The sequence below is a fragment of the Nocardia altamirensis NBRC 108246 genome, from assembly GCF_001612685.1.
In the GTDB taxonomy this organism is placed as follows: domain Bacteria; phylum Actinomycetota; class Actinomycetes; order Mycobacteriales; family Mycobacteriaceae; genus Nocardia; species Nocardia altamirensis.
Genome location: NZ_BDAY01000072.1, coordinates 1 through 23259 on the forward strand (window position 1 = coordinate 1; position 23259 = coordinate 23259).

Here is a 23259-nt window from a genome sequence, read left to right on the forward strand (position 1 = left end):
CCGTGGTGTGCCACTCGTGAATTCCGGGGCGAGTTTCCGGTGGGGGCGGCGGTGTGTCGTTGCCGCGGGGGCGGGGTGGGGACCCACGTAGGCTGTGCACTCGTGTCCGAGGGCAGCGTCGACCGCGCGAAACTGCGTCACCACGGTGACGTGGAGGTGCGTCCCGGCATGCTCGATTTCGCGGTGAATGTGCAGGGGAGTGCGCCGCCGGAATGGTTGCGGCGGCGGCTGGCGGGGCGGCTGGACGAGCTCGGGCGGTATCCGAGTGCGGAGGACGAGCTGGCGGCGCGGCGGGCGGTCGCGGACCGGCACGGGCGGAACCCGGACGAGGTGTTGTTGCTAGGCGGGGCGGCCGAGGGATTCGCGATGCTGCCCCGGCTCGGGTCGCGGCTGGCGGCGGTGATCCATCCGTCGTTCACCGAGCCGGAGTTGGCGTTGCGCGAGGCGGGGGTCGCGGTAGCGCGGGTGGTGCTCGAGTCGCCGTACACGCTGGACCCGGCTGCGGTTCCCGCCGAGGCGGATCTGGTTGTGCTCGGCAACCCGACCAACCCGACGTCCGTGCTGCACCCGGCCGAGACCATTCGTGCGTTGCGGGCGCCGGGGCGAATCATCGTGGTGGACGAAGCTTTTGCCGATGCGGTGCCGGGGGAGCCGGAGTCGCTGGCCGGATATCCGGCGCCGGACATCCTGGTTTTGCGTAGTCTCACCAAGACCTGGGCGCTCGCCGGCCTGCGTTGCGGTTACTTCCTCGGCGCGCCCGAATTGTTGGCGCAGCTGAATCACGGCCGCGCGCACTGGCCTTTGGGCACGCTGCAATTGGAGGCGATTGCCGCCACTGCGGCGGCTGGCGCGGTGGCCGAAGCTGAGGAGCAGGCGCTGGTGATCGCCGCACAACGCGCCGCCATGATCGTTCGGCTGGTCGAACTCGGCATTCAGGTCCACACACCGGCCGAAGGGCCGTTCCTGCTGATCCGGGTCCCCGACGGTGAGTTGTTGCGAAAGCACTTGGCAGACAAGGGCATTGCTGTCCGTCGTGCCCACACGTTCCCTGGTCTCGGGCCGAACTATTTGCGCGTCGCAGTGCGCGGCACCGCCGAGGTGGACCACTTGATCGCCGCGATTCAATCGGCGGATCTGTGGTGATCGCCGCCGGACCGCCGAGTCTCGCTGGCCCGCGGAGGCGGGTTGTCGAGTGTTCGAGTGATCGGCAGCGAGGTGTGCTTACCGCGGCCGAGCCTGCCAGGGCAGCATCCACCGTGCCCGTGCCCGTGCCCGTGCCCATGACTGCGCCCGCGATTGCGACTGTGCCTGTGCTCGCGATTGCGACTGTGCCCGTGACTGCGCCCGCGATTGCGACTGTGCCTGTGCTCGCGATTGCGACTGTGCCCGTGACTGCGATTGCGATTGCGACTGTGCCTGTGCCCGTGCCTGTGCTCGCGACTGTGCCTGTGCTCGCGACTGTGCCTGTGCTCGCGACTGTGCCTGTGCTCGCGACTGTGCCTGTGCTCGCGACTGTGCCCGTGCCCGTGCCCGTGCCCGTGCCCGTGCCCGTGCTCGCGCTTGTGCCTGCGACTGTGGCGATCGCGGGCTGGGTGCCAGCGAGTGTGATCAGTGCCGCGAGTGGTGGTTTCGCTGGCCGCGGATTGCGCAACGGAAAAGCATTGCGACAGTGTGTGACTGGATTGGAGGAGGGTGGACGATGACCACACTGGGTGATCTCATCGGGGTGCTCGACGCGGCGTATCCGCCGAAGCTGGCCGAATCGTGGGACTCGGTGGGGCTGGTGGCCGGTGACCCTGCCGACGAGGTCACCCGGGTGCTGTTCGCGGTGGACGCGACGGCCGCCGTGGTCGATGAGGCGATCGGCTGGCGGGCACAGGCGCTGGTGGTGCACCATCCGCTGCTGCTGCGCGGCGTCGACACCGTTGCTGCGGACACCCCGAAAGGCGCACTGCTGCATCGGCTTATCCGTTCCGGATGTGCCTTGTTCACCGCGCACACCAACGCGGACTCCGCTGACCCTGGCGTCTCGGATGCTCTGGCGGCCGCGCTCGGACTGACTGTGATCGGCCCGTTGGATGCGAAACCCGAATCCCCCGTAGACAACTGGGTGGTTCAGGTGCCGCGTGCGCATGCCGACGCCGTGCTTGCCGCCTTGTTCGCCGCCGGTGCGGGCGGCAGCGGCGACTACCGGGATTGTGCGCTTCGGGTCCCCGCCGTCGGCCAATTCCGGCCGATGTCGCAGGCGAATCCGGCGGTCGGCGCACTCGGTGAGCTCCAGCACATCGATGAGGAGCGCCTTGAGGTGGTCGCGCCGCCCGCCGCCCGCGCCGCCGTCCTCGCTGCCTTGCGTGCGGCCCACCCGTACGAGGACCCGGCGTACCACATCACCGAACGTGCGCTGCTGCCCTCGTCTCTCGGCATCGGTCGCGTCGGCACCCTGGCGGCGCCGGAATCGTTGCGCGCCTTCACCGATCGCGTCGCCGCCGCATTGCCGCCGACCGCGTGGGGTGTTCGCGCCGCGGGCGACCCGGACCGCACCGTCTACACCGTCGCCGTGTGCGGCGGCTCCGGCGACTCGTACCTGAACGCCGCAGCCCGCCGGGGCGTCGACGCCTACGTCACGGCCGACCTGCGCCACCATCCGGTCGACGAACACCTCCGCCGCGGCGGCCCCGCACTGATCGATGCCGCCCACTGGGCCACCGAATTCCCTTGGTGCGCACAGGCGGAACGAATCGTCCGCACCGACCTCCCCGACCTGGAGACCCGCGTCTCGACCCTCCGCACCGACCCGTGGACGGTCAGCGCCCCGAGCTGACATGTCCGCCGATACCCATCGACCGGGAAACCAGTGCTCCTGGAGTTGGTCAGCTGATCACGGGGCACTGGCGGCGGCATCGCGCGAGAAGCCCCCGCCACCAGTGCCCCCTCGGTGAGACGCGCGCTCGCACGAGTAGGACCTGGTGGAGGCGACACGCCGTAGATGGCTCCACCATGGACCACTCGGGCAGCCGTCCTCAGCGAATAGTCCATGGTTGCACTAACTCTGGGTCCGACACCGGGCTCGCGGACGCCACCGGCTCACCGATCCGCTGGGGGCGACGGCCACCATACGGTGGTGTGACCTGTCTGCCGGGCATGAAGGTGCCCGAGGTGCGGGGCCGATCCAGGCGGGTCGGGTGCGGTCGGCATGCGGTCGATGAAGGCGCAACTGGTGCTCCCGGCAGGGCTTGAACCTGCGACCGTCACTGTATAAGAGTGCTGCTCTGACCAGCTGAGCTACGGGAGCCGGGTTTATGGCGATTTCGCGCGAGTCCGACACGGGCACTCGAGGTTCGGGCTGTCCTGGCGACCGGACATAGGCGCCAATCGTCCGGGACGATGCTGTCGTGAATCGCTGACGCGAGTGCAGCGGTGTTCCGTTCGAGTTCAGGTCGATTCGCGAGTGGGACATGGCAGGGGAGATCTGCGGCGTGTCGCGCGGTGAGGTCCCACTCGCGGGGGAACGCGATCGCCGAGTGGGACAGCGTCGTGATCGCCGGTCCGGGCTCAGCGGTGTCCTGTGCGTGAGCCGGCCCGAGCAAGGAACTCTGTTCGACTCGAGAGCGAGGAGTCCTGTTCAGCACCGGCTGATCAACGGGCCGGGACGGTGCTGGTCGCTATATGCGAGGCGGTTGCCCGTGCCACGGGGATCCGGTGCGGGCGGCCGATTGCTCGGGTTGGGCGCGGGCGACGAGTTCGCCTGCGTGTTGCGGTGGCACGGTCGATTCGGTGCCGCACCAGGTGCATTGCAGTGTGTGTTTGGTGCTCAGGGGGAAGAGCGGGACGAAGAAGACGGTGAACTTGGTGACCACCTTCTGGAGGGTGTGGGCGGCCGGGTTGCCGCAGTTTCCGCACACCAGGGTGAGCATGGCCAGTCGCTGCACGTATCGGCGCCAACCCAGGATCAGCATGGAAAACTCCCGAAGAATCGAACTGAGGTCCATCCGACACTACCGCCGTCCCGGCGTGTCGGGGCGTGTCTGCTGGATTGGTCTGTGACGCGCGTGGTTTGCGCGAGTCGTCCGGCTTTTCGGGGGTACAACTACCGCATGAATTTCCCGGTGAACTTCGGCTTCATTCAAGTCGGGTTGATCTTGCTCATTCTGGTCGGTGTGGCGCTGCTGATCTCCGGGCTGGTGCTGATGCGCCGGGTCGGCTTGCGCGCGTTGATCGCACGCGGCGGCAGCGGGCTAGTTGTCCTGCTCGTGGCGGTAGTGCTGCTCTGGATCGCGACGCTGATGCAGACCTATCTCGGATTGACTGGGGAAATCAAGGCGGCACACGTGGTGGCCAAGCCGGTGCCCGGCCAGCAGCACCTGCTCGACATCGACCTCACGCTGTACGGCGACGACCAGCACGACGAGCAGCGCCTCACCTATCAGGTCGAAGGCGATATGTGGGTGCTGCAGGCAGGCCTGGTCGAGCTGGAACCCTGGGTGAACGCGCTCGGCTTCCACTCCGGATACAAGATCAGCAGGCTGTACGGCCAGCGCCTGGACGGCGTCGCCACCAAGCAGAACCAGATCTTCCTCAACGACGGCGACGAGGACTTCTTCAACGACATGCGGGAGGGCCGCTGGTGGACGGAGCCGTTCGTGCGCTCCGCCTACGGCAACGCGGTGATCGCCGTGCCCGGCGAATACGACGTCTTCATCTCCAGGGACGCGATCAAGACCCGCGCGCCTGCCTGATCCTTGACCACTCGGCACCCATTGGTGCGGCGTCCGTCCGCGCGGGTGGGTCGGCGGGGTACGGTTGAACACCGACCCGTCCATAGTGTTCAGGAGTTTGTCCGCGTTGAATGTCGAACCACCGATCCAGGCCAAGCTGCTACAGCTCGCCTCTGTCGACGCCGAGCTGACGCGGATCGCGCACCGCCGCACCGTGCTGCCCGAACAGCAGGAGGTGGCCAGGCTGGAGGCCGAGCGCAACGCGCACAAGGATGCTGCCGTCGCGGTGGAGATCGTGTTGGACGACCTCGACCGCGACATCCGCAAGCTGGAGGGTGAAGTCGACGCCGTCCGCAAGCGCGAGGAGCGCGACAAGGGCATGCTCACCGCGGGAACGGTGAACGCCAAACAGCTTTCGGAGATCCAGCACGAACTGGGCAGCCTGGAGCGCAGGCGCTCGGTGCTCGAGGATGAGCTGCTCGAGGTGATGGAGCGGCGCGAGGCCTCCGCCGACGACCATCAGCACGCGGGCGCCCGGCTGAGCAAGACCGAGCAGGAACTCGCCGACGCGGAGCGGCAGCGGGACGAGGCGCTCGCGGATCTCACTGTGGCACAAGGTCGTTGCGACAGTGATCGGTCGAAGCTGATCTCGCTGTTCCCCGCCGAGCTGCTGGCGATCTACGACCGCCAGCGCGCCCAGCACGGCGCGGGCGCGGCCCTGCTGCAGGCGCGGCGTTGCGGCGCATGCCGGATCGAGCTGGACCGAGGCGAGATCGCCCGGATCGCGAAGACCGCGCCGGAACTGGTCGTGCGCTGCCCGGAGTGTGGCGCGATCCTCGTGCGCACCAAGGAATCGGGGCTGTGAATTCGGTTGAGCGCGTGCGCAGGTGGCGGTCGCGGTGACCGAACGCGAGGTGATCGTCGAGGCCGACGGCGGATCGCGGGGTAATCCGGGCCCGGCAGGCTACGGCGCCGCCGTCTACGCCGCCGATCACGTGCGGGTGCTCGCCGAGCGCCGTGAGTTCATCGGCATCGCCACCAACAATGTCGCCGAATATCGTGGCCTCATAGCGGGTTTGGAGGCGGCCGCCGAGCTCGGGGCCCAGATCGTCACGGTGCGGATGGATTCCAAGCTGGTCGTCGAGCAGATGTCCGGCCGGTGGAAGGTCAAGCACGAGGCCATGATTCCGCTCGCCGACCGAGCCCGCAGGCTGGTCGCCGGCTTCGAGCGGGTGAGCTTCACTTGGATTCCGCGCAAACAGAATTCGCATGCCGATCGGCTGGCGAACGAGGCGATGGACGACGGGACCCTGCTCGACGAGGTGCGCACCGCTCGCGAACCTGCGACGGCACCGGCAGCGCCGACCGTTCCGGCCGACCAAGCGGCCTCAGCGGTCGCCGCCCAGCCCGCTCCTGGCTGGACCGGCGCCACCGGCCGCCCCACCCGATTGCTCCTGCTGCGCCACGGACAGACCGAACTCTCTGTGCAGCGCCGCTATTCGGGCAGAGGGAACCCGTTGCTGACCGAGCTCGGCCGCGAACAGGCCGCTCGGGCCGCGAAAATGCTTGCGGCCAAAGGCGATATCGCTGCGGTACTGACTTCGCCGTTGAGCCGGGCTCGGGAGACCGCCGACGCCGCGGCCACCGCGCTGGACGCGCCGGTCACCGTCCTCGACGGACTCATCGAGACCGATTTCGGCGACTGGGAAGGCCTGACGTTCCGCGAGGCGGCCGAGCGCGATCCTGAGCTGCACGCCCGCTGGCTCGGCGATCCTTCGCTGCCGGCGCCCGGCGGCGAGAGCTTCGACCAGGTACGTGCTCGGGTCGACGCGGTGCGCCGCGACCTGGTCACGCTGTATCCCGGGGCCAACCTGGTGCTGGTCAGCCATGTCACCCCGATCAAGACGCTGTTGCAGCTGGCGCTCGGGGTCGGCCCGTCGCTGCTGTACCGCCTGCATCTGGATCTGGCGTCGCTGTCGATCGCGGAGTTCTATCCAGACGGTGGGTCTTCCGTGCGGCTGGTCAACGACACCTCGTATCTGTAGTTGCGACGAATTCAGCTCTGCTTCAACGTCTTCTGCCGTCGCGGAGTCGACCGGCGCTGTTCACCTCGCAGTCGCCGGATGCTCGGCAATGGTCATCTCGGTCGGTAACCATGTGGGACCGGCGTGGTCTGCCACCTGGGGTTTTTCGATTGAGTTGTGATCCAACAGTGCGGTGCGTGTATAACGGTTGAGTCTCGTCGTGCAATGAATTCGGCTGGGACTCGGGTGGGTTGAGGATGAAAGTTGTTTCGGGCGAAGACTTTTCAGAGCCGAGTGGAATTGCTGTGGCTCAGGTCGCAATCGCGTGCCCAATGTGGTGCGGAACACAGGAGTGTTGTGGATCCGGCACCTCCCATCAATGCTGAGTTAGCCAAGAGGTAACCAGCGTCGGTGAGATTCCTCAGAACAGGCGTTTTCCTCCTGCGGAAGGTCCGCAGATTCCGTCGGGGGGCGGTTCCCCTCCCTGATGCGGTGCGCACGGTGGTTCGCCACCACGCAGTTTTTTCGATAAGGAGAGATGTGGCAAAGAGATTCAGAACCATGGCCCTTGCGGCCGCCGCCATCGCGACGGCGGTCGTCAGCGGCGCGGGCACCGCGTCGGCGGCGCCGAGCGCGGTGCTCGGCGGCAGCTCCGGCATCGTCTTCGACAACAACTCCGCGTGCTCGCTGACCACGATCGGCCGTGACAACGCGGGCAGGCTCGTCGGCATCACCGCAGGTCACTGCGCGCCGACCGGCGCCAAGCTGATCGCAGAGCGCACCCCTGAGGCGGGCGTGATCGGCAAGGTCGCGTTCTCCGACGACGCCAAGACGCTGGACTACGCGGTTCTGGAACTCGATCCGGCCAGGGTCACCCCGGCCCGCAGCATCGGCCCGACCACCATCGCAGGTTTCGGCGCCGCGCCTGCCCCAGGCGCCACCGTGTGCTCGAGCGGCCGCACCACCGGCACCGACTGTGGTGTCGTGTGGGGCATGCTCGACGGCACCAGCATCAACCAATACTGCTCCAAGCCAGGCGATTCCGGCGGCCCCGTGGTGGTCGGTGACCGGCTGGTCGGGATGAATCAGGGCAGGCTCACCGGGCTCGGCCCGATCGGGTTCGACCTGCCGTGCACCACGGCGGCCAACCCCGTGCACTCGCCCGCGTTCTTCCAGCCGATCGACCTGATCCTGGCCGCGATCAACGCCCAGGGTGGTGTCGGCGCCGGCTTCCAGCCCATCTGATCCAGCACCTCTGGTCCGGAATTCACCGCGGTCGCCACTGCTTAGTCGGCGGCCGCGGTGAATTCGTCTAGTGGGTAGCAGAATTCGATCGCCTACTTGTCGAGTCGCTTGGACACTGTCGAGTCAGGAGACGCCGTAGTCCTGGACCCAATGGAATCCGCGGCTACGCTGCGGGAAAGTGTCGGCATCGAACCGTTCGAGTGTCACGGTGATCGGATGATCGTTGAATTCCCCTTCCAGGCGCAGTCGATCCGGCGAGGTCTGCTCGAATGTGAACGCGCCCACCGATATCGGCTGCTGCTGCGGCCGCACCGGGCGCAGCGTCACCGGTGCCGGTGCGGTCTGCAACTCGAGACGGTGGGCATGGGTGTCGACCTGTAGCGCCGCAGGAACCAGCGTGCCGTCCATCCGCTGATATTCCATGATCCCTGGATAGTCGAAAACTATTCGCTGCCAGCGATTCTCGTCGGTCAGTAGCGGTGCGAGCAGCTGCCCGTCGCGGGTGAACTCCTGCACCGTCCAGATTCCGTACAGCGGCGGCTTGGGCCGACCCGAACCGTACTCCCGCCAGACGTCCCACTGAAAGAATGCCAAACTTCCGCTGATCCACAGAGCAAGGGTGACCTGCACCAGTGCCGCGATCCGGCGCGAGCGCGGCGTGCGGAACGGGTCCGGCACGGCGGCCGGGCCCGGCTGCCGATCGAGCACAAGCACCTCGGTCAGCCCCTTCGCGTGCGGCGCAAGCAATACCAGGCCCATCAGCACCAGATGCGCGGAGTGGAGTTTCACGTTCACGTCGAAGGTCATGTTCAGCACGAACACCTGCGCCATGCTCACCAGGCTCAACATCGCGCCGAGGATCGCGGTCCGCGGCACGAGCAGGAGCAGTCCGCCGAGTATCTCCGCGCAGCCGAGCAGGATCTCATACGGCTGCGACGAGCCGACCTGATTCCACAGCACCGCAAAGGGCGCCAGGTTGCCGTACGGCTGGAGCAGCGTGGACAACCCGGGTTCGAACATCTGCGTCGGAATCGCCTTGGCGAACCCGTAGAACAGCATCTGCCCGGCCACGCTCAGCCTGAGGACCAGCAGGAACCATCCGGCCAGCCGCCGGTAGTCGGCGCGACGGCGATCGAGTGCCGTCCACGCGGCGGTCGCGACCACGCGAAAACCAGCAGGCAGAACTCCAGCACCCAGTCGATGGTCTGATCGCCACTGCCACTGCTGTGCCACGCGGCGTCGACACCGAAAACGGTGCGGCCCACCCACGCCAAGCCGGGCCCGAGTGCTGTGTGCTGCCACATGAGCAGGTCCGGCGGCAGCTGGAACGCCATTCCGCCGAGTAGGACGAGCACGAACATCGGCTGGATGACGCAGTACAAGCCGAAATAGACGAAGCAGAAGCGAAAGGCGATGCGGGTGAATGGGTTCCAGCCCACCTGCGCCGGCCGGTCGGTGGCCGGTTGTCTCTTCGAAGAATCCATCGCTGTCACGACTGCGCGCACGCACATCCCTTTCCGTTGTAGCTGCGAAGGAACGCTATGAGACGGACCCGGTGCACCGCCTCCAGGAAGCCCCTGAATGTTTGCTACCCCCGGAGGGGCGCAGACCCTTAGTGCTCGCTACTCCCTGAGAGGTACGACCCGTCATCCTCGGGCGGACGCGTCCGCCCCGTTGATACCGATCTAAAGGACCAGGCAGCGGTTCCGATCACCGTCGAGTTGCGCACGTAGATACCGGCGCTGGTGGCACCGGAGTCGAGTCGGCCTCGCCGCTAAACCAATTGCGTCCCGCTGTGTCCCGCAGGTATTCATCACTGGTGGGCACATCGACGATCGACATCAGGTTGCTGACCGTCAACGACTGGGCAGTGTTCCGGCGGGTGCGGCTGCGGTCACTGACCGACGCTCCGCAGTTCTTCGGGTCGACCCTGGCGGAGGCGCAGGCACGCACCGAGCAGGATTGGCGGGGTATGTTGACCGGCCGGGCGCAGTTTGTCGCCGAGGCCAATGGTGTCGAGCTCGGCACCGTCGGCGGTATGCCCGATCCCGAACGTGGTGGCATACACCTGATGTCGATGTGGGTGGCACCGGAGGCGCGCGGCACCGGCGTTGCCGATCTGCTGGTTCGCGCCGTCCTCGACTTGGCGGCGGCGGGCGGGCATGCGGTGGTTCGTCTGGAGGTCGCGGACGGGAACACCGTGGCCGAACGGCTGTACCTGCGCAACGGATTCGTGCGGACCGGCGTGAGCGGCTTGGTCCGGCCCGACGAGTCGCGGATCGAGCACGAGATGGTGCACGAGCTCTGAAGTTTTGGCGCCGTGCCGCCGGGTAATCGGCAGGCCAGCAGGGCGAAGCGCCGGACTCTCGCCGGACAATGCGGTGCCAGGACCCGTCGAGACGCGGCAGAATCGTGGTGGCAACGCCCATAGCGGACCGTGCGACACCCACACGACGTCTGCTGGAGCTGACGAAAACGACAGCGCGGCAACGCACGACAGAGCCCCCGCAGCGCATGGAGAACGACGATGAGTGAAGCAAACCCACCGGAGCCGGAAACCGACAAGTTCCAAGAAGCCGCCGACGAGGCCAGGCGCAAGGCGGCACAGGCGAAACGTCGTGCGACGGCACAGTCTCTGCAAGCGCGCCGCAAGGCAGCGGACAAGGCTGCTGAGGCGAGCGGCGGGGCGAAGAGCAAGGCCGCCGAGGGCGCGCGCAAGGGGAACGGGAAGGGCGCCGTCGCAGGCAAGTCCGAGGCCAAATCCAAGGCGGCAAGCAAGGCCAAAGCCGCTGACGTCGAGTCCGCCGATGCCGTGAACCACGCACTGGACGACGTCGCGGAGGTCACGCCCGTCGAGGTGACGAGCCAGGACAACGTCGCCACGTCGGAGAATCAGCCGACAGCCGATGCCGCAAGCCCCGGGGAAGTGAGCGCTGCTGAGGAAGCTGACGCTGCCCCCGCAAAGAAGAAAACTGCGGATCAGGCGAAGGCTGCCGCCGGTGACCAGGCGGCAGACGGATCGTCCGGCGCGGCGAGCGTGCCCGATGGGGAGAGCCAATCCGACGCGAAGGTCGCCGACGCTGTGGTGGAGGCGGACGCTGTGGTGGAGGCGGACGCTGTGGTGGAGGCGGACGCTGCGGCGGAGACGGACGCTGCGGCGGAGACGGCGAGTGTCGCCGAGCGGACCGAAGACAAGGCCTCCGATACTCCCGGCACAGCGGAAGACAGGGCCGCCGAGATTGCTAGGGAGGCTGAAGAAAAGGCCGCCGAGTTGGTCCGCACGGCGGAAGAGGATGCCGCTGAGAAGCTTCGCGACGCGGAGGCCGCGACCGCAGCCGCACGGGAGCGGACCGACGAAAAGACCACGGCGGCAAAGGAAAAGGCGGCCGAGGCGATCAAGAAGGCCACGGAACGCACCGACGTGGCGCAGGAGAAGGCTCGTGCCGCAACCGACCGCATTACCTCCTCGGGCTCCGAACCCGTTGCAGAACAAGAACGTTCACTCGTAGAGATCGTCCGCCAACAGCCGTTACTTGCCGCAGCCATCGCCGCGCTGATCGTGTTCATTCTGTGGCGGGTGCGCAAGCGCTGAGCGGACCCGGCCTCCGCTGCTTCGCGGAGGCCGGTAGCTCGATGCTCAGGCGAGCGCGGATTCCAACTTCGTGAGGAAGCGGGCGAAGTGCGGATCGGATTCGGGAACCGCGTATCTGTCGATATCCCACCACCGTTCGGCACTGAACTCGCCAGGGTCCAGGGTGTAGAGCTGGGTGCGGCTGCCGCGGATCAGGTACCAGAGGCTGACGTCCTCGTGGCTGCCGCCGTGGTCGGTGACCGGCGTGATCGTGAGGAACAGGGGGTCGGTCCCGACGACGGTGAATTCGGCCCGAATGCCGAGTTCTTCGGCGGCTTCCCGCCGCGCCGTCTCGAGCGGATGCTCGCCGGGGTCGACGTGCCCGCCGGTCGGCAGCCACAGTTCGGCCAGCCGGTGTCTGCCGAGCAGCACGGCCCGTGCCTCCGGGTCGACGACAACCGCGTAGCAGACCAAATGTCGGTGCGGCGTGGCCGGTTTGACCCGCCGGAACACATCGTCGGTCGAGGTCAACCACGCCAGCGCTTCCTCGATGTGCGTGCGCTCGACCTCATCGAACGGCGCAATCCCGCCCACGATCTCGGCGACGACGGCGGTCGCAGAATTCATGGCCGGGACTGTAGCGGCGAGCACCGACAAGAACGCATTTCGCGCTGGTCAGCGTCGCAGCAACACGATCACGCCGGTGCTAGGTGATCTTACGTCGGTAGGTGTTCATGGCGAAGAAGTACGCGACGACCAGGATGCCGATGCACCAGGCGAGACCGATCCAGACGTCGTTGCCGACGGGTGCTTCGGTGAGCAGGGCGCGGAGGGCGTTGACAATGGACGTCGCCGGCTGGTTTTCGGCGAACGCGCGGACCGGTCCCGGCATGCTGCCCGTCGGCACGAACGCCGAACTGATGAACGGCAGGAAGATGAGCGGGTAGGAGAACGCGCTCGCGCCGTCCACGGATTTCGCGGTGAGACCGGGGATGACGGCGATCCAGGTCAACGCGAGCGTGACCAGAATCAGGATGCCTGCGACCGCGAGCCAGGCGCCGATGCCGGCGCTGGAGCGGAAGCCCATGATCAAGGCGACGAGCACGACGACAACGATCGAAACCAGATTGGCGACGAGCGAGGTCAGCACGTGCGCCCACAGCACCGACGAGCGTGCGATCGGCATCGACTGGAATCGCTCGAAGATGCCGCCCTGCATGTCCTGGAAGAGCCGGAATGCGGTGTAGGCGATGCCCGATGCGATGGTGATGAGCAGGATGCCGGGCAGGAGGTAGTTCACATACGACTCCGACCCGGTGTTGATCGCGCCGCCGAACACGTAGACGAACAGCAGCATGAAGGCGATCGGCATGACCGCGGTCGTGATGATGGTGTCCATGCTGCGGGTGATGTGGCGCAGGGATCGGCCGAGCAGAATCGCTGTGTCGCCGAAGAAATGGGTGGTCATCGTTGCTCCTGAGTGGTGACTGCCGTCGTGCGGTCACTACCGGTGTCGCCGACGATGGCGAGGAAGATCTCCTCGAGGGTGGGTTGTTTCTCGACGTATTCGACCTTGGCGGGCGGGAGGAGTTGCTTGAGCTCGGCAAGGGTGCCGTTCACGACGATCCGGCCGGTGTGCAGGATCGCGATCCGGTCGGCGAGTTGTTCGGCTTCCTCCAGATACTGCGTCGTGAGCAGCACCGTGGTGCCGTGCGCGGCAAGGGTTTTGACGGCTTGCCACACCTCGATCCGCGCTTGCGGGTCCAGCCCGGTGGTGGGCTCGTCCAGGAAGATGACCGGCGGATCCCCGATGAGGCTCATCGCGATGTCGAGGCGGCGACGCATACCACCCGAATACGTCGACACTTTCCGCGTTGCCGCGTCGGTCAGTGCGAACCGTTCGAGCAGGTCGTCCGCGACCGCGCGCGGCTGCTCGACGCGCCGCAACTTGGCGATAAGCACGAGATTCTCTCGCCCGCTGAGGATTTCGTCGACAGCGGCGAATTGTCCGGTGAGGCTGAAGGATTCGCGCACCTGCACCGCCTGGGACGCGACGTCGAAGCCGTTGACACTGGCCGTCCCGCCGTCGGTCTTCAGTAGCGTGGCCAAGATTCGTACGACGGTGGTCTTGCCCGCGCCGTTCGAGCCGAGGAGTGCGAAGATACTGCCCCGCGCCACCTCGAAATCCACGCCGCGCAACACTTCCAGGTCCTTGTAGGACTTCTGCAGGCCTCGCACCTGGATTGCTGGGACTTGCTGAGTCGTCATCGGTGTTCCCTACCTTTGTATTTCGCCTGCGGCGCGGTCGATGGCGCTGTTCAGCCGGTCTTGCTCGCGAACGATCCAACTGCCTGCCTCGTAGTTCCGCAGGAAGTCCTCGACGAACTCGACGGGGTTTTCGCCGAAGAGCTCGCGGATCGGGGTTTCGTCCGCCGCGCTCTGTTCGAACAGGTCGATCAGGTCGTCGAACATCGTCAGCGCGTCACCGTCTACCCGTCCGAAGAACATCAAGTACCGCTCCACCGCCTCTGCAGCGGTGCGGTAGTTCTCCGGAAGTTGTTTCGTGCGCGCCTTGTACTGCCGCCAGCGCTTCTTGCCTTCGAATGACCCGGTGACCATTTCGATCCACTTTGTTGCCATGACTATTTGCCTTCCTTGTGGAGCTGTTCGAGCCGTTCCGAGAGGAAGCTCCATGTCCTCCAGAACTCGTCGAGATGGGCCTGGCCCTGCGCGTTGAGGGAGTACACCTTGCGTGGTGGTCCCTTCTCCGACGGGACCTTCTCCACATCGACGAGGCCCCACTTCTCGATCCGGACGAGCAGGGCGTAGATGGTGCCCTCGGCGATGTCTGAAAATCCCTGCTCGCGCAGCCATGCCGTGATCTCGTAGCCGTATGCGGAACGGCCGGCCAGGACCGCGAGGACGATGCCCTCCAGCGTGCCCTTGAGCATCTCCGTCATCTGCTTGCCCATGGATCTTCCGTCCTATTCAGTGTTACTGACTACCGGTAGATAGTAACACTGAATAGTGGAGGGATGCCGGTGGCGACCGGAAATGCTGCGCGCCAGCCCATCAGGCGGCGTCGAGGGCTCCGGTGATCTTGCGGGCCATCTCGGTCATGGTCGGACTGGGCTGACCCTTGCGCGGGCTACCCGCCGCGTCGATGGCGACGAGGATGGTCCCGCGGAAGTTGTCCGCCTCTGCTGGATCCTGCTGCTCGAGCAGGTGCATGGCCGCGGTCAGGGCGGGCAGCACCTGGTCGGCGAGTTCGGCGACGGACTTGCCGACCAGGTGGATGTCCTTCGATTTCGCGGCGAGCACATGCCCGATCAGGCCGGTCGCGGAGGACAGTGCGATGGTGCCCGCGGTAGCAATCTTGTGCGGCTTGCCCGCGGCGTCGGCGGCGGAGAGCAGCGATACGGCGCCGTAGGCGGCGGTCCGCAGGGTGGTCTTGTCCTGGTCGGTGAGGGTGATGGACATGGTGTCTGCTCCTGTGTTCGTTGTGTCTTTCTGACACGAACACTGTCGCCAGCCGCGCTGACACCGGCCTGACACGGATCTGATGCGTGCTTACAGCGTCTCGGATTGTGTTGGTGGCACGCGAAGCAGGACCAGCCCGTAGGCGACGATCCAGACGACCCACAGCAGCCAGGCGACGAAGCTGATGAGGGCGAGCGGGCTCGCATGGTCGATGATCAGCGGTGTGAGCACAGCGGCGACGAATTGGCCTGCGGCGCTGATCAATCCGAGAACGGCGTGCCAGCGCCGGATGAGACCGGTGCGGTACCCGCCGATCGAGAAGCCGACCATGACGAGCGGAAGGAAGGTGCTGTTGAGGGAGAACAGTGCGTTGTGCTGTGCCCAGAGTCCTGCGGTGGCGGCGGCACTGTGCTCGGTGGTCGAGCTGAGGGCGAGTCGGGCGGCGACGACGCCGACGAAGGTGGCGGTCTGCAGGATCATGCCTGCGAAGCCGATCAGCGACCAGGCCGAGCCGGTGGCTCGTTCCCGCGGCCAGAGGGTTGCCACGACTGCGGCGGCGAACACGATGGCGCACGCGAACGCCACCGGGGTGAACGCCGCGGAGAGCTCGGCGAGACCGGACTTCTCGGTGAAGAACGTGTTGACCTCATCGATGTCGGCGCCGACCACGGGCATGCCCGCAGGCGCGATGATCAGGTTGGCGCCCACGATGATCAGGGCGAAGCCGAGTGCGCCGAATCCGCCGATGCGGGCGAACGACCAGGTGTCGAGGCGTGCTTGGCCAGCTGTCCTATGCTTTGCCTTATCGACCATGTATTGAATATAAGTAGCGTAAACCGAAAGGGGAACCCCCATGCCCGACGAACCGGCGCGTCGCCGCTACGACTCGCTGCGTCGCACCGCGCAGGCGCAGCAGACGAGCTCCGAAATCGCCAAGGCTGCCCTCGCGTTGTTCGTCGCCAAGGGTTGGGCCGCCACCACGGTCCGTGATGTGGCGCGGGAGGCGGGCGTCTCGGTGCCGACGGTCTACGCCGCCTACGGCAACAAGACCGGCCTGACCACCGCGCTGATCGACGCCGCCGACCTGTCCGCCGACCTCCCTCGCCTGCTCACCGAACTCGAAACAGCAAATCCCGCACAGCAATTGGCGGCCATGGCGGGCTACGACCGCAGGTTGTTCGAGCGCGCGGGCGACATCATCGCGCTGCTCCGCGAAGCGGGCCGCACGGAACCCGAACTGGCCCAGACCTATCGCAACGCCCGCGCCCGCGCCGACAACGCCCACCACCAAGTCTTGGCCGCCTGGCCGGCCGGTGCACTGTGCACCGACCTGGACATGGCGACAGCACTCGACATCTACGCCGCGATCTGCAACATCGACATCTACACCGAACTCACCGTCGAACGAGGTTGGTCGCCAGTCCGAGTCGAACAGTGGTGGACCAATCTCCTCGTCCGCGAACTCCTCAACTAACCCCCATACACCCTGGGGCCCGGGTTCCGCCCGCCCGGGACGCCGACAATCCCGGTATGTGGGATCGCCTGGGTAACTTCGTGATCGAGTGGGAACTGGTGGCGGAGGCTACTCGGCCGATGCCGCCACCAGTTCCCACTCGCAGAAGAAGCCGCCGTCTGCTGGACCGTCGTCACTGTGTGATTCGGTAGGCCGCGTGCGGTGTGGCCAGGCTCCATACGCGATCACGGACCGTGCGGCAGTATTCGGCAATCGTCCGGTCTCTGGTCATGGCGAATCCTCCTAGACTCTCGTCTGGCCGGAGTGCGCGTATGCGCGGTCGCATAGGTCGTTGTTCCTTGCGGATGTAGCTTGAGAGTGGTTGGTGGTCAGCATAATCCGGCGAGTTTGTAGAGGACGAGGGAGCCGGCAACGGCGACGTTGAGGCTGTGGCCGGTGCCGATCATCGGGATTTCGACGGCTACGTCGAGGAGTTCGAGTCCTTCCGGCGGAATGCCGGTGGTTTCGTGACCGAGGACGATGATGGTGCGGCGTTGAGCGGTGGGGAGGTCGGCCAGGCGGATGGATTCGTCGGTGAGTTCCACGCCGACGATGGCGGAGTTGGTGCGCTGGCGTTCGAGCCAACGTTCAGGTCGTCCCTGAATCCAGTGGACGCACTGAGGTTTTCGAAGTGTGTTGCCATGAGCGAGGGCATCAGGAATCCATGGCCGCCGCGGCACCACCATGCAAGCACCAACAGCATCGCAGGTACGCAGAAGCGTGCCGAGATTGACGCCATGCTTAGGCCAGAGCGGCGCTATAAGCAGATGGTCCCAACAACCATGGGCCCGCCGCCGACGTTCGCGGCGCAGTTCAGCGCGGGACTTCACCCGCGCGGCCGTCATGAACGAACGGGAATAGCCTTCCCGGTAGGCAATGCGATATTCATCGGATTCATGATACCTGTGCCGTTATTGGGTTACACGCCGTCCGCTTGTGCCGGAAGGTCCGGACGCGCCAGGCGTGCATAGGTCTCTTCCGGAGTCACAGTGATGACGTCCAGTTGTTCGACCAGTGAGCTGGGTATCTGTCCGTTCTCGAAGTGTTCCGGTCCGGGGACTATGACGGCTTCGGCATCCAGGCGGGTTGCTTGTGCCTCGAGCCGGGCCAGCGGCGGCCGTCCGAATTTCGGGTCATAGATCACCATGTCGGCGAAGCCGTAGCCGAGGCGTTCGGCCAACCTCCGTATCTGGCTCTGGTGCCAGAAGTGCGCAGTTCCGGACACGTCGATCCGGAGGTATCCGAGACATGTTGGTGTGCAGTGCATATCCGCCGCCTGTAATTGGTCGTCGCTTGGCGTGAACTGCTCCGGATGGACCTTGCTGCTCTCGGACTCGTCCCCGTAGTCGTTCGTCTCCAGGAATCCGCCCGAGAATCTGTAGATCCTTCGCTGATAGACCATTTCAGCCCCTTGCTCGTGGCCCGTTGGTCTCGGTGCCTGGTCAATGACGGTATGACCGCGGCCTGGACGCCTGAACTGCGCAAAGGACATTCGGCTGGACACTGCAAACGTCCTCCGTGCCCAAGAAACGCCCCGTAGGGTTCAGATATGACCCAACGCCTCGAGTCTGCAATGCTCCGGGCCGGACTCGACTCTGCAACCTTGGCGATGCGAGTCCATGTCGACGTGAAGACCGTGAACCGGTGGCTAGCTGGCCGAATGCCCCACCGCCGGACACGGTTGCAGGTCGCCGAAGCACTCGGAGAGACTGAAGAGTCGCTGTGGCCCTCGGCAAGACCCGACATCCAGGCCGGGGCGCCGGCCACTGCAGAGGTCTCAGCGGCTTACGCACACCGCGCCGATATACCTAACGATCTTTGGATTTCGTTGCTGAACAGGGCAACTGAACGAATCGACATCATCGGTTACGCCTATCCGTTCGTGTTCGAACTACTGCCGAACGCCTCCGAGATCGTCGCCGCGAAATGCCGCGCAGGGTGCGTGGTAAGGCTGGGTTTTGCCGATCCGGACTGCGCTCACGTCATGGAGCGGGACGTGCTCGAACAGATGGGAGGTACGCTCCCCGGACGTATACGCAATGCCCTGTCCATGCTCGGACCGCTTGCCGACACCCCCGGGTGCCAGGTCGGCCTACACGCCACACACTTGTACAACTCGGTATTCAGGTTCGACTCCGAGATGATCGTTACCCCGTACCTGTTCCGTGCCCGTGGATATCAGCACACGGCACTGTATCTCCGCAGACACTCACCACATGGCATATTCGAATCGTTTTCTGATCAGTTCGAACAGATCTGGGGCACGGTAACCCCTTACTCGCGAGGATTCGCTAATGGGCTCACGGCGTGACTACTACAAGGACCCGAACGCGCCGAAGGCGAATAGTTTGGTTCCGGGTGGGTCCGCCTTGGTTGTCGACTCCGGAGGTGCTGTGCTGATGCAGCGCCGGGGTGACTCCGGAAACTGGTCTCTACCGGGTGGGATCATGGAGATCGGCGAGACACTCGAGCAATGTGTGATCCGTGAGACCAAGGAAGAAACCGGGCTAGATATCGAGATTGCCGGGTTGCTCGGCATCTACACGGATCCTGCGCACGTCATCGAGTACTCGGATGGTGAGATCCGGCAGGAGTTCGCCATCACATTCTATGGTCGTGTGACCGGTGGCCAGCTCGCGGTAAGCCACGAGTCCACCGAGGTTCGGTTCGTCCGTCCCGACGAGATGGCATCGCTGCCCGTGCATCCCACGGTGCGGCTACGGTTGCAGCATCACTTCGAACAGCGCGTCCAGCCCTATCTAGGCTGACGCCGGAATAGCGCGCCAGCGGTATCGAAGCCGTTCAGGGGCGGAGGACCGAGACCAGGAATTCGGTTTGGTCGTAGACGGCTTTTTCGAAGACCTCGTCGAAGTAGATGTCGAAATGTCCGGCGGGGTAGCGTTTTACGACGGCGTGTTTGGTTCGGCCTGCGGCGCGGAGCGCGGATTTGACGGGGGTGATGGAGTCGTCGTCGCAGAGTGCGTACATGACCGGCATCTTCAATGACTTCGCGCGTTTGCCCGGTGCGTCGAACAGCGCCGAGAGTGCTACGCGGGCAGCGACCTTCGGCTTGTAGGTTTCGCTTTCCTCGGCGAGCCTGCCGTTGCCTTCCGGCACATCGGAGGCGCTCATCAACGATGCGGCCCGTTTGCGGCCCGCCAGCCGGATGCCGACGGGCTTGCGCCGCAGCGGTCCGATCAGCAGGTCGGTGGCGGCGATCGCGGTGACCTTGGTCATGCTGATCGGCCCCTTCGCCAACGCACAAGCGAGGCCGCTGGTGAACGGCACCTGCGCGACAACGGCGGCGAGATAGTCGTCGTCCGGCGCCACCGATAACACGTGCCCACCGCCGAACGAGGTGCCCCACAGCGCGATCCGGGTGGCGTCGACGCCGCGGATGGTGCGCGCGAACGCGATGGCCGAACGCCAGTCTTCGCGCTGGCGGCTGATCCGGATCAGCTGCCGTGGCTCGCCTTGGCTCGCACCGAAATGCCGGTAGTCGAAGACGAGCACCGCCATGCCTGCGGCGACGAAACGCCGGGCGTACCGGTCGAGCCCCATCTCTCTGTTGGCACCGAGACCGTGTCCCATGACGACGAGCGGGCGCGACTTCGGCTGGCCGTCCGGGCGGTAGAGCCAGGCGGCACACTGCTCGCTTCCGGAGGGGAAACCGACCTCGACACGTTCCATGGCACGCAACCGTACCGTGTTCCCGGCACCCGCACCCTGGTGGAGTAGGGGGTAGTCAGTAGTCTGGCAGTGCGGACGAGTTGGCCGGGCGACCGCGGCATCGGGAACGGGCACAGTTGTGTCACTGCCCGGCGCCGAGGAAAGTCCGGACTCCACAGAGCAGGGCGGTTGCTAACGGCAACCCGGGGTGACCCGCGGGACAGTGCCACAGAAAACAGACCGCCCACGGTCTCTCGGGATCGTGCGGTGAGGGTGAAACGGTGCGGTAAGAGCGCACCAGCGCCCCGGGTGACCGGGGCGGCTAGGTAAACCCCGCCCGGAGCAAGGTCGAAGGTCGCATCGCTCGCGGTGCGGCTGCGCAGGTGTTCGAGGGCTGCTCGCCCGAGCCTGCGGGTGGACCGCTCGAGGCACCCGGCAACGGTGTGTCCAGATGGATGGTCGCCCCCCGGTGCGAACCGGGGACAGGATCCGGCTTACAGGCCAACTCGTCCGCCCCTGCAGGCTGCGTCCCTCTGCGCTTACCGATCCCGCATCCTCCGGGCAACCCCGCGCCACCACTGACGTGTCGAGATCGACACTCTCGCCTCGCAATTGGCCGCCCAGAAATTCACGCGAGGCCGGTACATTGTCGGCCGATGTTTGTGCGGTGTGTCCGATTCGGAGTGGCCGCAGGTTCGACTACAAGGAGATCGTCATCAACGTTCACACCATGCGCCGTGCGGGTTCCCTTGCTTCCGCAACAGCGCTGGCCGTCTTGGCCTGCGTCGGTGTCGCCAACGCTGATCCCGTACCCGTCACCCCCGGCTCCGTCGACATCGCAACGGAGGCTTCGCTGAAAGGCGCCGATGTCGCGGTGTCGGTTACCTACAAGTGTGATCCGGTCAGCAAGGAGGTGAAACTCGTGATGTTCGTGCGCGGCACCGGTGAGGGGGCCGCGGGCGAGCGCACCCTCGGCGCGAACACGAAGGCGACGTGTGATGCCAAGCCGCACACCGAACTTCTCACCGCAGGCAAGATGGCCGATGCCGAGCCGTTCACCCCGGCTGCGGGCGAGCAGGTGCGGGTGGCCGTATCCCTGGTTGCCGGTGGCAAGGAGACCATCGAGGGCGGCACCGCTGTCCGCAGGCTGACCCTCAAATAGCTTCGGCGCCTTGGCCATCCCGGAACGGGACATCGAAGGGCCCATCCCTGGCACCGATCGGGGGCGGGCCCTTCTTTCTGCCCGCATCCGACCGAGCGGTGCCATGATGGAGGTAGCCGCGGGGCCGGAGCGCCCAGGCGCCCGCTCCTGTTGCATGCGGGCGCGATTCGGGACCGACGATGGACATTCTGGTCGTGCTCAGCAGCATTATCGGGGCGGGCGCGGTGATCGGTGGGACGCTCACCGCCGCGAGTGCGCGCGTGGTCGCGCAGTACGAGAAGGGGCTGATCTTCCGGTTCGGCAAAGTGGTCGCTACGCGAGAACCCGGGCTGCGCATGCTGATTCCGTTCGTCGACCGGATGCGCAAGGTCTCGACACAGATCGTCACCATGCCGGTGCCCGCCCAGGAGGGCATCACCCGGGACAACGTGACGGTGCGGGTGGACGCGGTCGTGTACTTCCGGGTGATCGACCCGGTGCTCGCGGTGGTAGAGGTGCAGAACTATCTGTTCGCCGTCGGCCAGGTGGCGCAGACCTCGCTGCGCTCGATCATCGGCAAGAGCGACCTGGACAGCCTGTTGTCCAACCGGGAGGAACTGAACAAGGGCCTGGAGATCATGATCGACAGTCCCGCCCTCGGCTGGGGCGTCCACATCGATCGGGTCGAGATCAAGGATGTGGCACTACCGGATTCACTGAAACGCTCGATGTCGCGGCAGGCCGAGGCCGAACGCGAACGACGGGCCCGCGTCATTTCCGCGGAGGGCGAACTGCAGGCCTCGAGCATGCTCGCGCAGGCCGGTGCGCAGATGTCGGAATCGCCTGCGGCGCTGCAGCTGCGTTTGCTGGAGACCGTCGTACAGGTTGCGGCGGAGAAGAATTCGACCCTGGTGCTGCCGTTCCCGGTGGAGTTGCTCCGCTTCCTGGAGCGCAGCACGCCACCGCTCGCCAAGCCGGAACAGCCCGCGGTGTCAGAGCCATCCGCTGTCAAAGATCTCGAACCCGGTCGGTCCCAACTCGAGAGAGACGACGGAAACAGCCAACACGCCTAGCTCGACCGGCGTATACCGATACGGGTACGGAGTGCGCCCCTTTCGGGTGGCGCCGTGCGTCCCGCATCGGTAGTACAACGTAAAGGACAGAGCCGATGTCCGTGCTCATCCCCTTGATCGCCATCATCAGCATGATCGCGATCGCTTACTTGCTGAAGTACCTGCCCGGCTATCTGCCGTGGCTGAAAGAGCGTTAGCTCAGCACATCATCTTGGCCATCTGGTAGAGGGCCATCGCCTCTTCCTTGGTGGCCTCGACCTTGCCGGAGGCGTGCTTGGCGATGCTGCTGACGACGTCGCTCTCCGGCTTGTTCGCCTTGATGTCCTTGCACGAGTCGCTGAGGATGGTGGCGATCTTCGTGTCGTCCTTGCCGTCGGCGAGCTTCGGGAACGCGCCCTTGAAGTTGACGACGAACGCGCTGGCCTTCACGTTGTCGACGACTTGGCTGTCGACGTTCGCCTTGGCCGAAGGAGCTGCGGAGGAGGGGGTGGCACTGGTGGCTTTATCATCCCCGCAGCCGGTGAGCAGCAGGGCACAGAGGGTAGCGCTGGCCGCGAAGGCGGCGGTAGTTCTGATCACGGAGCGGGATGCTAGCGGCCCGGAACCAAAGTCGCCTCCCGTCAGGTGAACGGGAGACGACATGTTGTGGCAGAAGGCTTGTGGCGTCAGACCGGTGCGATGACCAAGATGTGGGCCCAATACGCGGCCTGGTCTGCTCCGATCAGCGGAACCAGGTAGTCGAACAAGAGTGTTGACATAGCGGAAAAACTCCAATTGTCGACGTACAGGACATTTCGGCAATGAGTGGAGCGAATGCGGGACACGCCC

General features: G+C 65.7%; 28 protein-coding genes, 1 tRNA gene and 1 other RNA gene. 14 read left to right on the plus strand and 16 right to left on the minus strand.

What is annotated here, in order from left to right; translation table 11 throughout:
- Positions 1-102: 102 nt before the first annotated feature.
- Entirely contained in the window at positions 103-1143 is a 1041-nt protein-coding gene (gene cobC, locus NA11_RS32215; RefSeq protein WP_069165877.1) for an Rv2231c family histidinol phosphate aminotransferase CobC, read from the plus strand.
- 556 nt (positions 1144-1699) lie between these two features.
- Entirely contained in the window at positions 1700-2821 is a 1122-nt protein-coding gene (locus tag NA11_RS32225) for a Nif3-like dinuclear metal center hexameric protein (RefSeq protein WP_069165826.1), read from the plus strand.
- Between the two features lie 394 nt (positions 2822-3215).
- Here the strand turns inward: NA11_RS32225 and NA11_RS32230 are convergent.
- Positions 3216-3292, minus strand: a tRNA-Ile gene (locus NA11_RS32230).
- Between the two features lie 370 nt (positions 3293-3662).
- The gene (locus tag NA11_RS32235; protein WP_069165827.1) at positions 3663-3956 is read right to left on the minus strand and encodes a zinc ribbon domain-containing protein; all 294 of its coding nucleotides are present in this window, start codon (positions 3954-3956) and stop codon (positions 3663-3665) included.
- A 138-nt stretch (positions 3957-4094) separates the two neighbouring features.
- Between NA11_RS32235 and NA11_RS32240 the strand changes: the two genes are divergently transcribed.
- The 4 genes from NA11_RS32240 (at position 4095) to NA11_RS32255 (ending at position 7984) form a co-directional block, all read left to right on the plus strand.
- Positions 4095-4736: a hypothetical protein gene (locus tag NA11_RS32240; RefSeq protein ID WP_069165828.1), complete on the plus strand. Its 642-nt coding sequence runs from the start codon at positions 4095-4097 to the stop codon at positions 4734-4736.
- A gap of 106 nt (positions 4737-4842) precedes the next feature.
- Complete coding sequence (locus tag NA11_RS32245; protein WP_069165829.1) at positions 4843-5580, plus strand: zinc ribbon domain-containing protein; 738 nt, start codon at positions 4843-4845, stop codon at positions 5578-5580.
- 34 nt (positions 5581-5614) lie between these two features.
- Positions 5615-6760 (plus strand): bifunctional RNase H/acid phosphatase, encoded by a 1146-nt coding sequence (locus tag NA11_RS32250; RefSeq protein WP_069165878.1) that lies wholly within the window; start codon positions 5615-5617, stop codon positions 6758-6760.
- Between the two features lie 519 nt (positions 6761-7279).
- Positions 7280-7984, plus strand: coding sequence for a S1 family peptidase (locus tag NA11_RS32255; RefSeq protein ID WP_369691176.1), 705 nt, complete (start codon positions 7280-7282; stop codon positions 7982-7984).
- A gap of 123 nt (positions 7985-8107) precedes the next feature.
- Here the strand turns inward: NA11_RS32255 and NA11_RS32260 are convergent, their stop codons facing one another.
- Positions 8108-9148 (minus strand): DoxX family protein, encoded by a 1041-nt coding sequence (locus NA11_RS32260; protein ID WP_245746325.1) that lies wholly within the window; start codon positions 9146-9148, stop codon positions 8108-8110.
- Positions 9058-9468, minus strand: a complete 411-nt coding sequence (locus NA11_RS46800; RefSeq protein ID WP_245746327.1) for a hypothetical protein — start codon at positions 9466-9468, stop codon at positions 9058-9060. Before NA11_RS46800 ends, NA11_RS32260 begins: the two co-directional genes overlap by 91 nt.
- A 335-nt stretch (positions 9469-9803) precedes the next feature.
- On the opposite strand from NA11_RS46800, the gene NA11_RS32265 reads away from it, so the two are divergent.
- Together NA11_RS32265 and NA11_RS46225 are read left to right on the plus strand one after the other, a co-directional pair.
- On the plus strand, positions 9804-10292 hold the full coding sequence (locus tag NA11_RS32265) for a GNAT family N-acetyltransferase (RefSeq protein ID WP_084655241.1): 489 nt from the start codon (positions 9804-9806) through the stop codon (positions 10290-10292).
- Between the two features lie 219 nt (positions 10293-10511).
- Positions 10512-11576, plus strand: coding sequence for a hypothetical protein (locus tag NA11_RS46225; protein WP_069165831.1), 1065 nt, complete (start codon positions 10512-10514; stop codon positions 11574-11576).
- Between the two features lie 45 nt (positions 11577-11621).
- Here the strand turns inward: NA11_RS46225 and NA11_RS32275 are convergent, their stop codons facing one another.
- The 7 genes from NA11_RS32275 to NA11_RS32305 all read right to left on the minus strand — a co-directional run bounded on the left by NA11_RS32275 (position 11622) and on the right by NA11_RS32305 (position 15848).
- A complete protein-coding gene (locus NA11_RS32275; RefSeq protein ID WP_069165832.1) occupies positions 11622-12182 on the minus strand; it encodes an NUDIX hydrolase in 561 nt (186 codons plus the stop codon).
- A gap of 79 nt (positions 12183-12261) precedes the next feature.
- Positions 12262-13023, minus strand: coding sequence for an ABC transporter permease (locus NA11_RS32280; RefSeq protein WP_069165833.1), 762 nt, complete (start codon positions 13021-13023; stop codon positions 12262-12264).
- Entirely contained in the window at positions 13020-13823 is an 804-nt protein-coding gene (locus NA11_RS32285) for an ABC transporter ATP-binding protein (protein ID WP_069165834.1), read from the minus strand. Before NA11_RS32285 ends, NA11_RS32280 begins: the two co-directional genes overlap by 4 nt.
- A gap of 9 nt (positions 13824-13832) precedes the next feature.
- A complete protein-coding gene (locus tag NA11_RS32290) occupies positions 13833-14195 on the minus strand; it encodes a DUF1048 domain-containing protein (protein WP_069165835.1) in 363 nt (120 codons plus the stop codon).
- A gap of 2 nt (positions 14196-14197) precedes the next feature.
- Positions 14198-14527 (minus strand): PadR family transcriptional regulator, encoded by a 330-nt coding sequence (locus tag NA11_RS32295; protein WP_069165836.1) that lies wholly within the window; start codon positions 14525-14527, stop codon positions 14198-14200.
- Between the two features lie 100 nt (positions 14528-14627).
- Positions 14628-15035 carry a hypothetical protein gene (locus NA11_RS32300; protein ID WP_069165837.1) on the minus strand — a complete coding sequence of 136 codons (408 nt, stop codon included), beginning with the start codon at positions 15033-15035 and terminating at the stop codon, positions 14628-14630.
- A 90-nt stretch (positions 15036-15125) separates the two neighbouring features.
- Complete coding sequence (locus tag NA11_RS32305; RefSeq protein ID WP_069165838.1) at positions 15126-15848, minus strand: DUF4386 family protein; 723 nt, start codon at positions 15846-15848, stop codon at positions 15126-15128.
- 40 nt (positions 15849-15888) lie between these two features.
- Between NA11_RS32305 and NA11_RS32310 the strand changes: the two genes are divergently transcribed.
- Complete coding sequence (locus NA11_RS32310) at positions 15889-16509, plus strand: TetR/AcrR family transcriptional regulator (protein WP_069165839.1); 621 nt, start codon at positions 15889-15891, stop codon at positions 16507-16509.
- A gap of 172 nt (positions 16510-16681) precedes the next feature.
- On the opposite strand, the gene NA11_RS47240 is transcribed toward NA11_RS32310, so the two are convergent.
- The 3 genes from NA11_RS47240 to NA11_RS46805 form a co-directional block, all read right to left on the minus strand.
- Positions 16682-16834: a DUF6879 family protein gene (locus NA11_RS47240; protein WP_369691177.1), complete on the minus strand. Its 153-nt coding sequence runs from the start codon at positions 16832-16834 to the stop codon at positions 16682-16684.
- 43 nt (positions 16835-16877) lie between these two features.
- A complete protein-coding gene (locus NA11_RS32315) occupies positions 16878-17393 on the minus strand; it encodes a TrmH family RNA methyltransferase (protein WP_141717956.1) in 516 nt (171 codons plus the stop codon).
- 74 nt (positions 17394-17467) lie between these two features.
- The gene (locus NA11_RS46805) at positions 17468-18040 is read right to left on the minus strand and encodes a hypothetical protein (protein WP_245746328.1); all 573 of its coding nucleotides are present in this window, start codon (positions 18038-18040) and stop codon (positions 17468-17470) included.
- A gap of 57 nt (positions 18041-18097) precedes the next feature.
- Between NA11_RS46805 and NA11_RS32325 the strand changes: the two genes are divergently transcribed.
- Together NA11_RS32325 and NA11_RS32330 are read left to right on the plus strand one after the other, a co-directional pair.
- On the plus strand, positions 18098-18859 hold the full coding sequence (locus NA11_RS32325; RefSeq protein WP_069165840.1) for a helix-turn-helix domain-containing protein: 762 nt from the start codon (positions 18098-18100) through the stop codon (positions 18857-18859).
- Entirely contained in the window at positions 18843-19316 is a 474-nt protein-coding gene (locus NA11_RS32330) for an NUDIX hydrolase (protein WP_069165841.1), read from the plus strand. Before NA11_RS32325 ends, NA11_RS32330 begins: the two co-directional genes overlap by 17 nt.
- Positions 19317-19350: 34 nt before the next feature.
- Here NA11_RS32330 and NA11_RS32335 read toward each other — a convergent pair whose 3' ends face one another.
- Positions 19351-20238, minus strand: coding sequence for an alpha/beta hydrolase (locus NA11_RS32335; RefSeq protein ID WP_069165842.1), 888 nt, complete (start codon positions 20236-20238; stop codon positions 19351-19353).
- A gap of 76 nt (positions 20239-20314) precedes the next feature.
- On the opposite strand from NA11_RS32335, the gene rnpB reads away from it, so the two are divergent.
- From rnpB to NA11_RS32350, 3 genes are all read left to right on the plus strand, one after another.
- Positions 20315-20730: RNase P RNA component class A (gene rnpB, locus NA11_RS32340), an RNA gene on the plus strand.
- 217 nt (positions 20731-20947) lie between these two features.
- Complete coding sequence (locus NA11_RS32345) at positions 20948-21379, plus strand: hypothetical protein (RefSeq protein WP_141717957.1); 432 nt, start codon at positions 20948-20950, stop codon at positions 21377-21379.
- A 179-nt stretch (positions 21380-21558) separates the two neighbouring features.
- Positions 21559-22431: a slipin family protein gene (locus NA11_RS32350; RefSeq protein WP_141717958.1), complete on the plus strand. Its 873-nt coding sequence runs from the start codon at positions 21559-21561 to the stop codon at positions 22429-22431.
- A gap of 198 nt (positions 22432-22629) precedes the next feature.
- On the opposite strand, the gene NA11_RS32355 is transcribed toward NA11_RS32350, so the two are convergent.
- Positions 22630-23010 carry a hypothetical protein gene (locus NA11_RS32355; RefSeq protein ID WP_069165844.1) on the minus strand — a complete coding sequence of 127 codons (381 nt, stop codon included), beginning with the start codon at positions 23008-23010 and terminating at the stop codon, positions 22630-22632.
- Between the last annotated feature and the right edge of the window lie 249 nt (positions 23011-23259).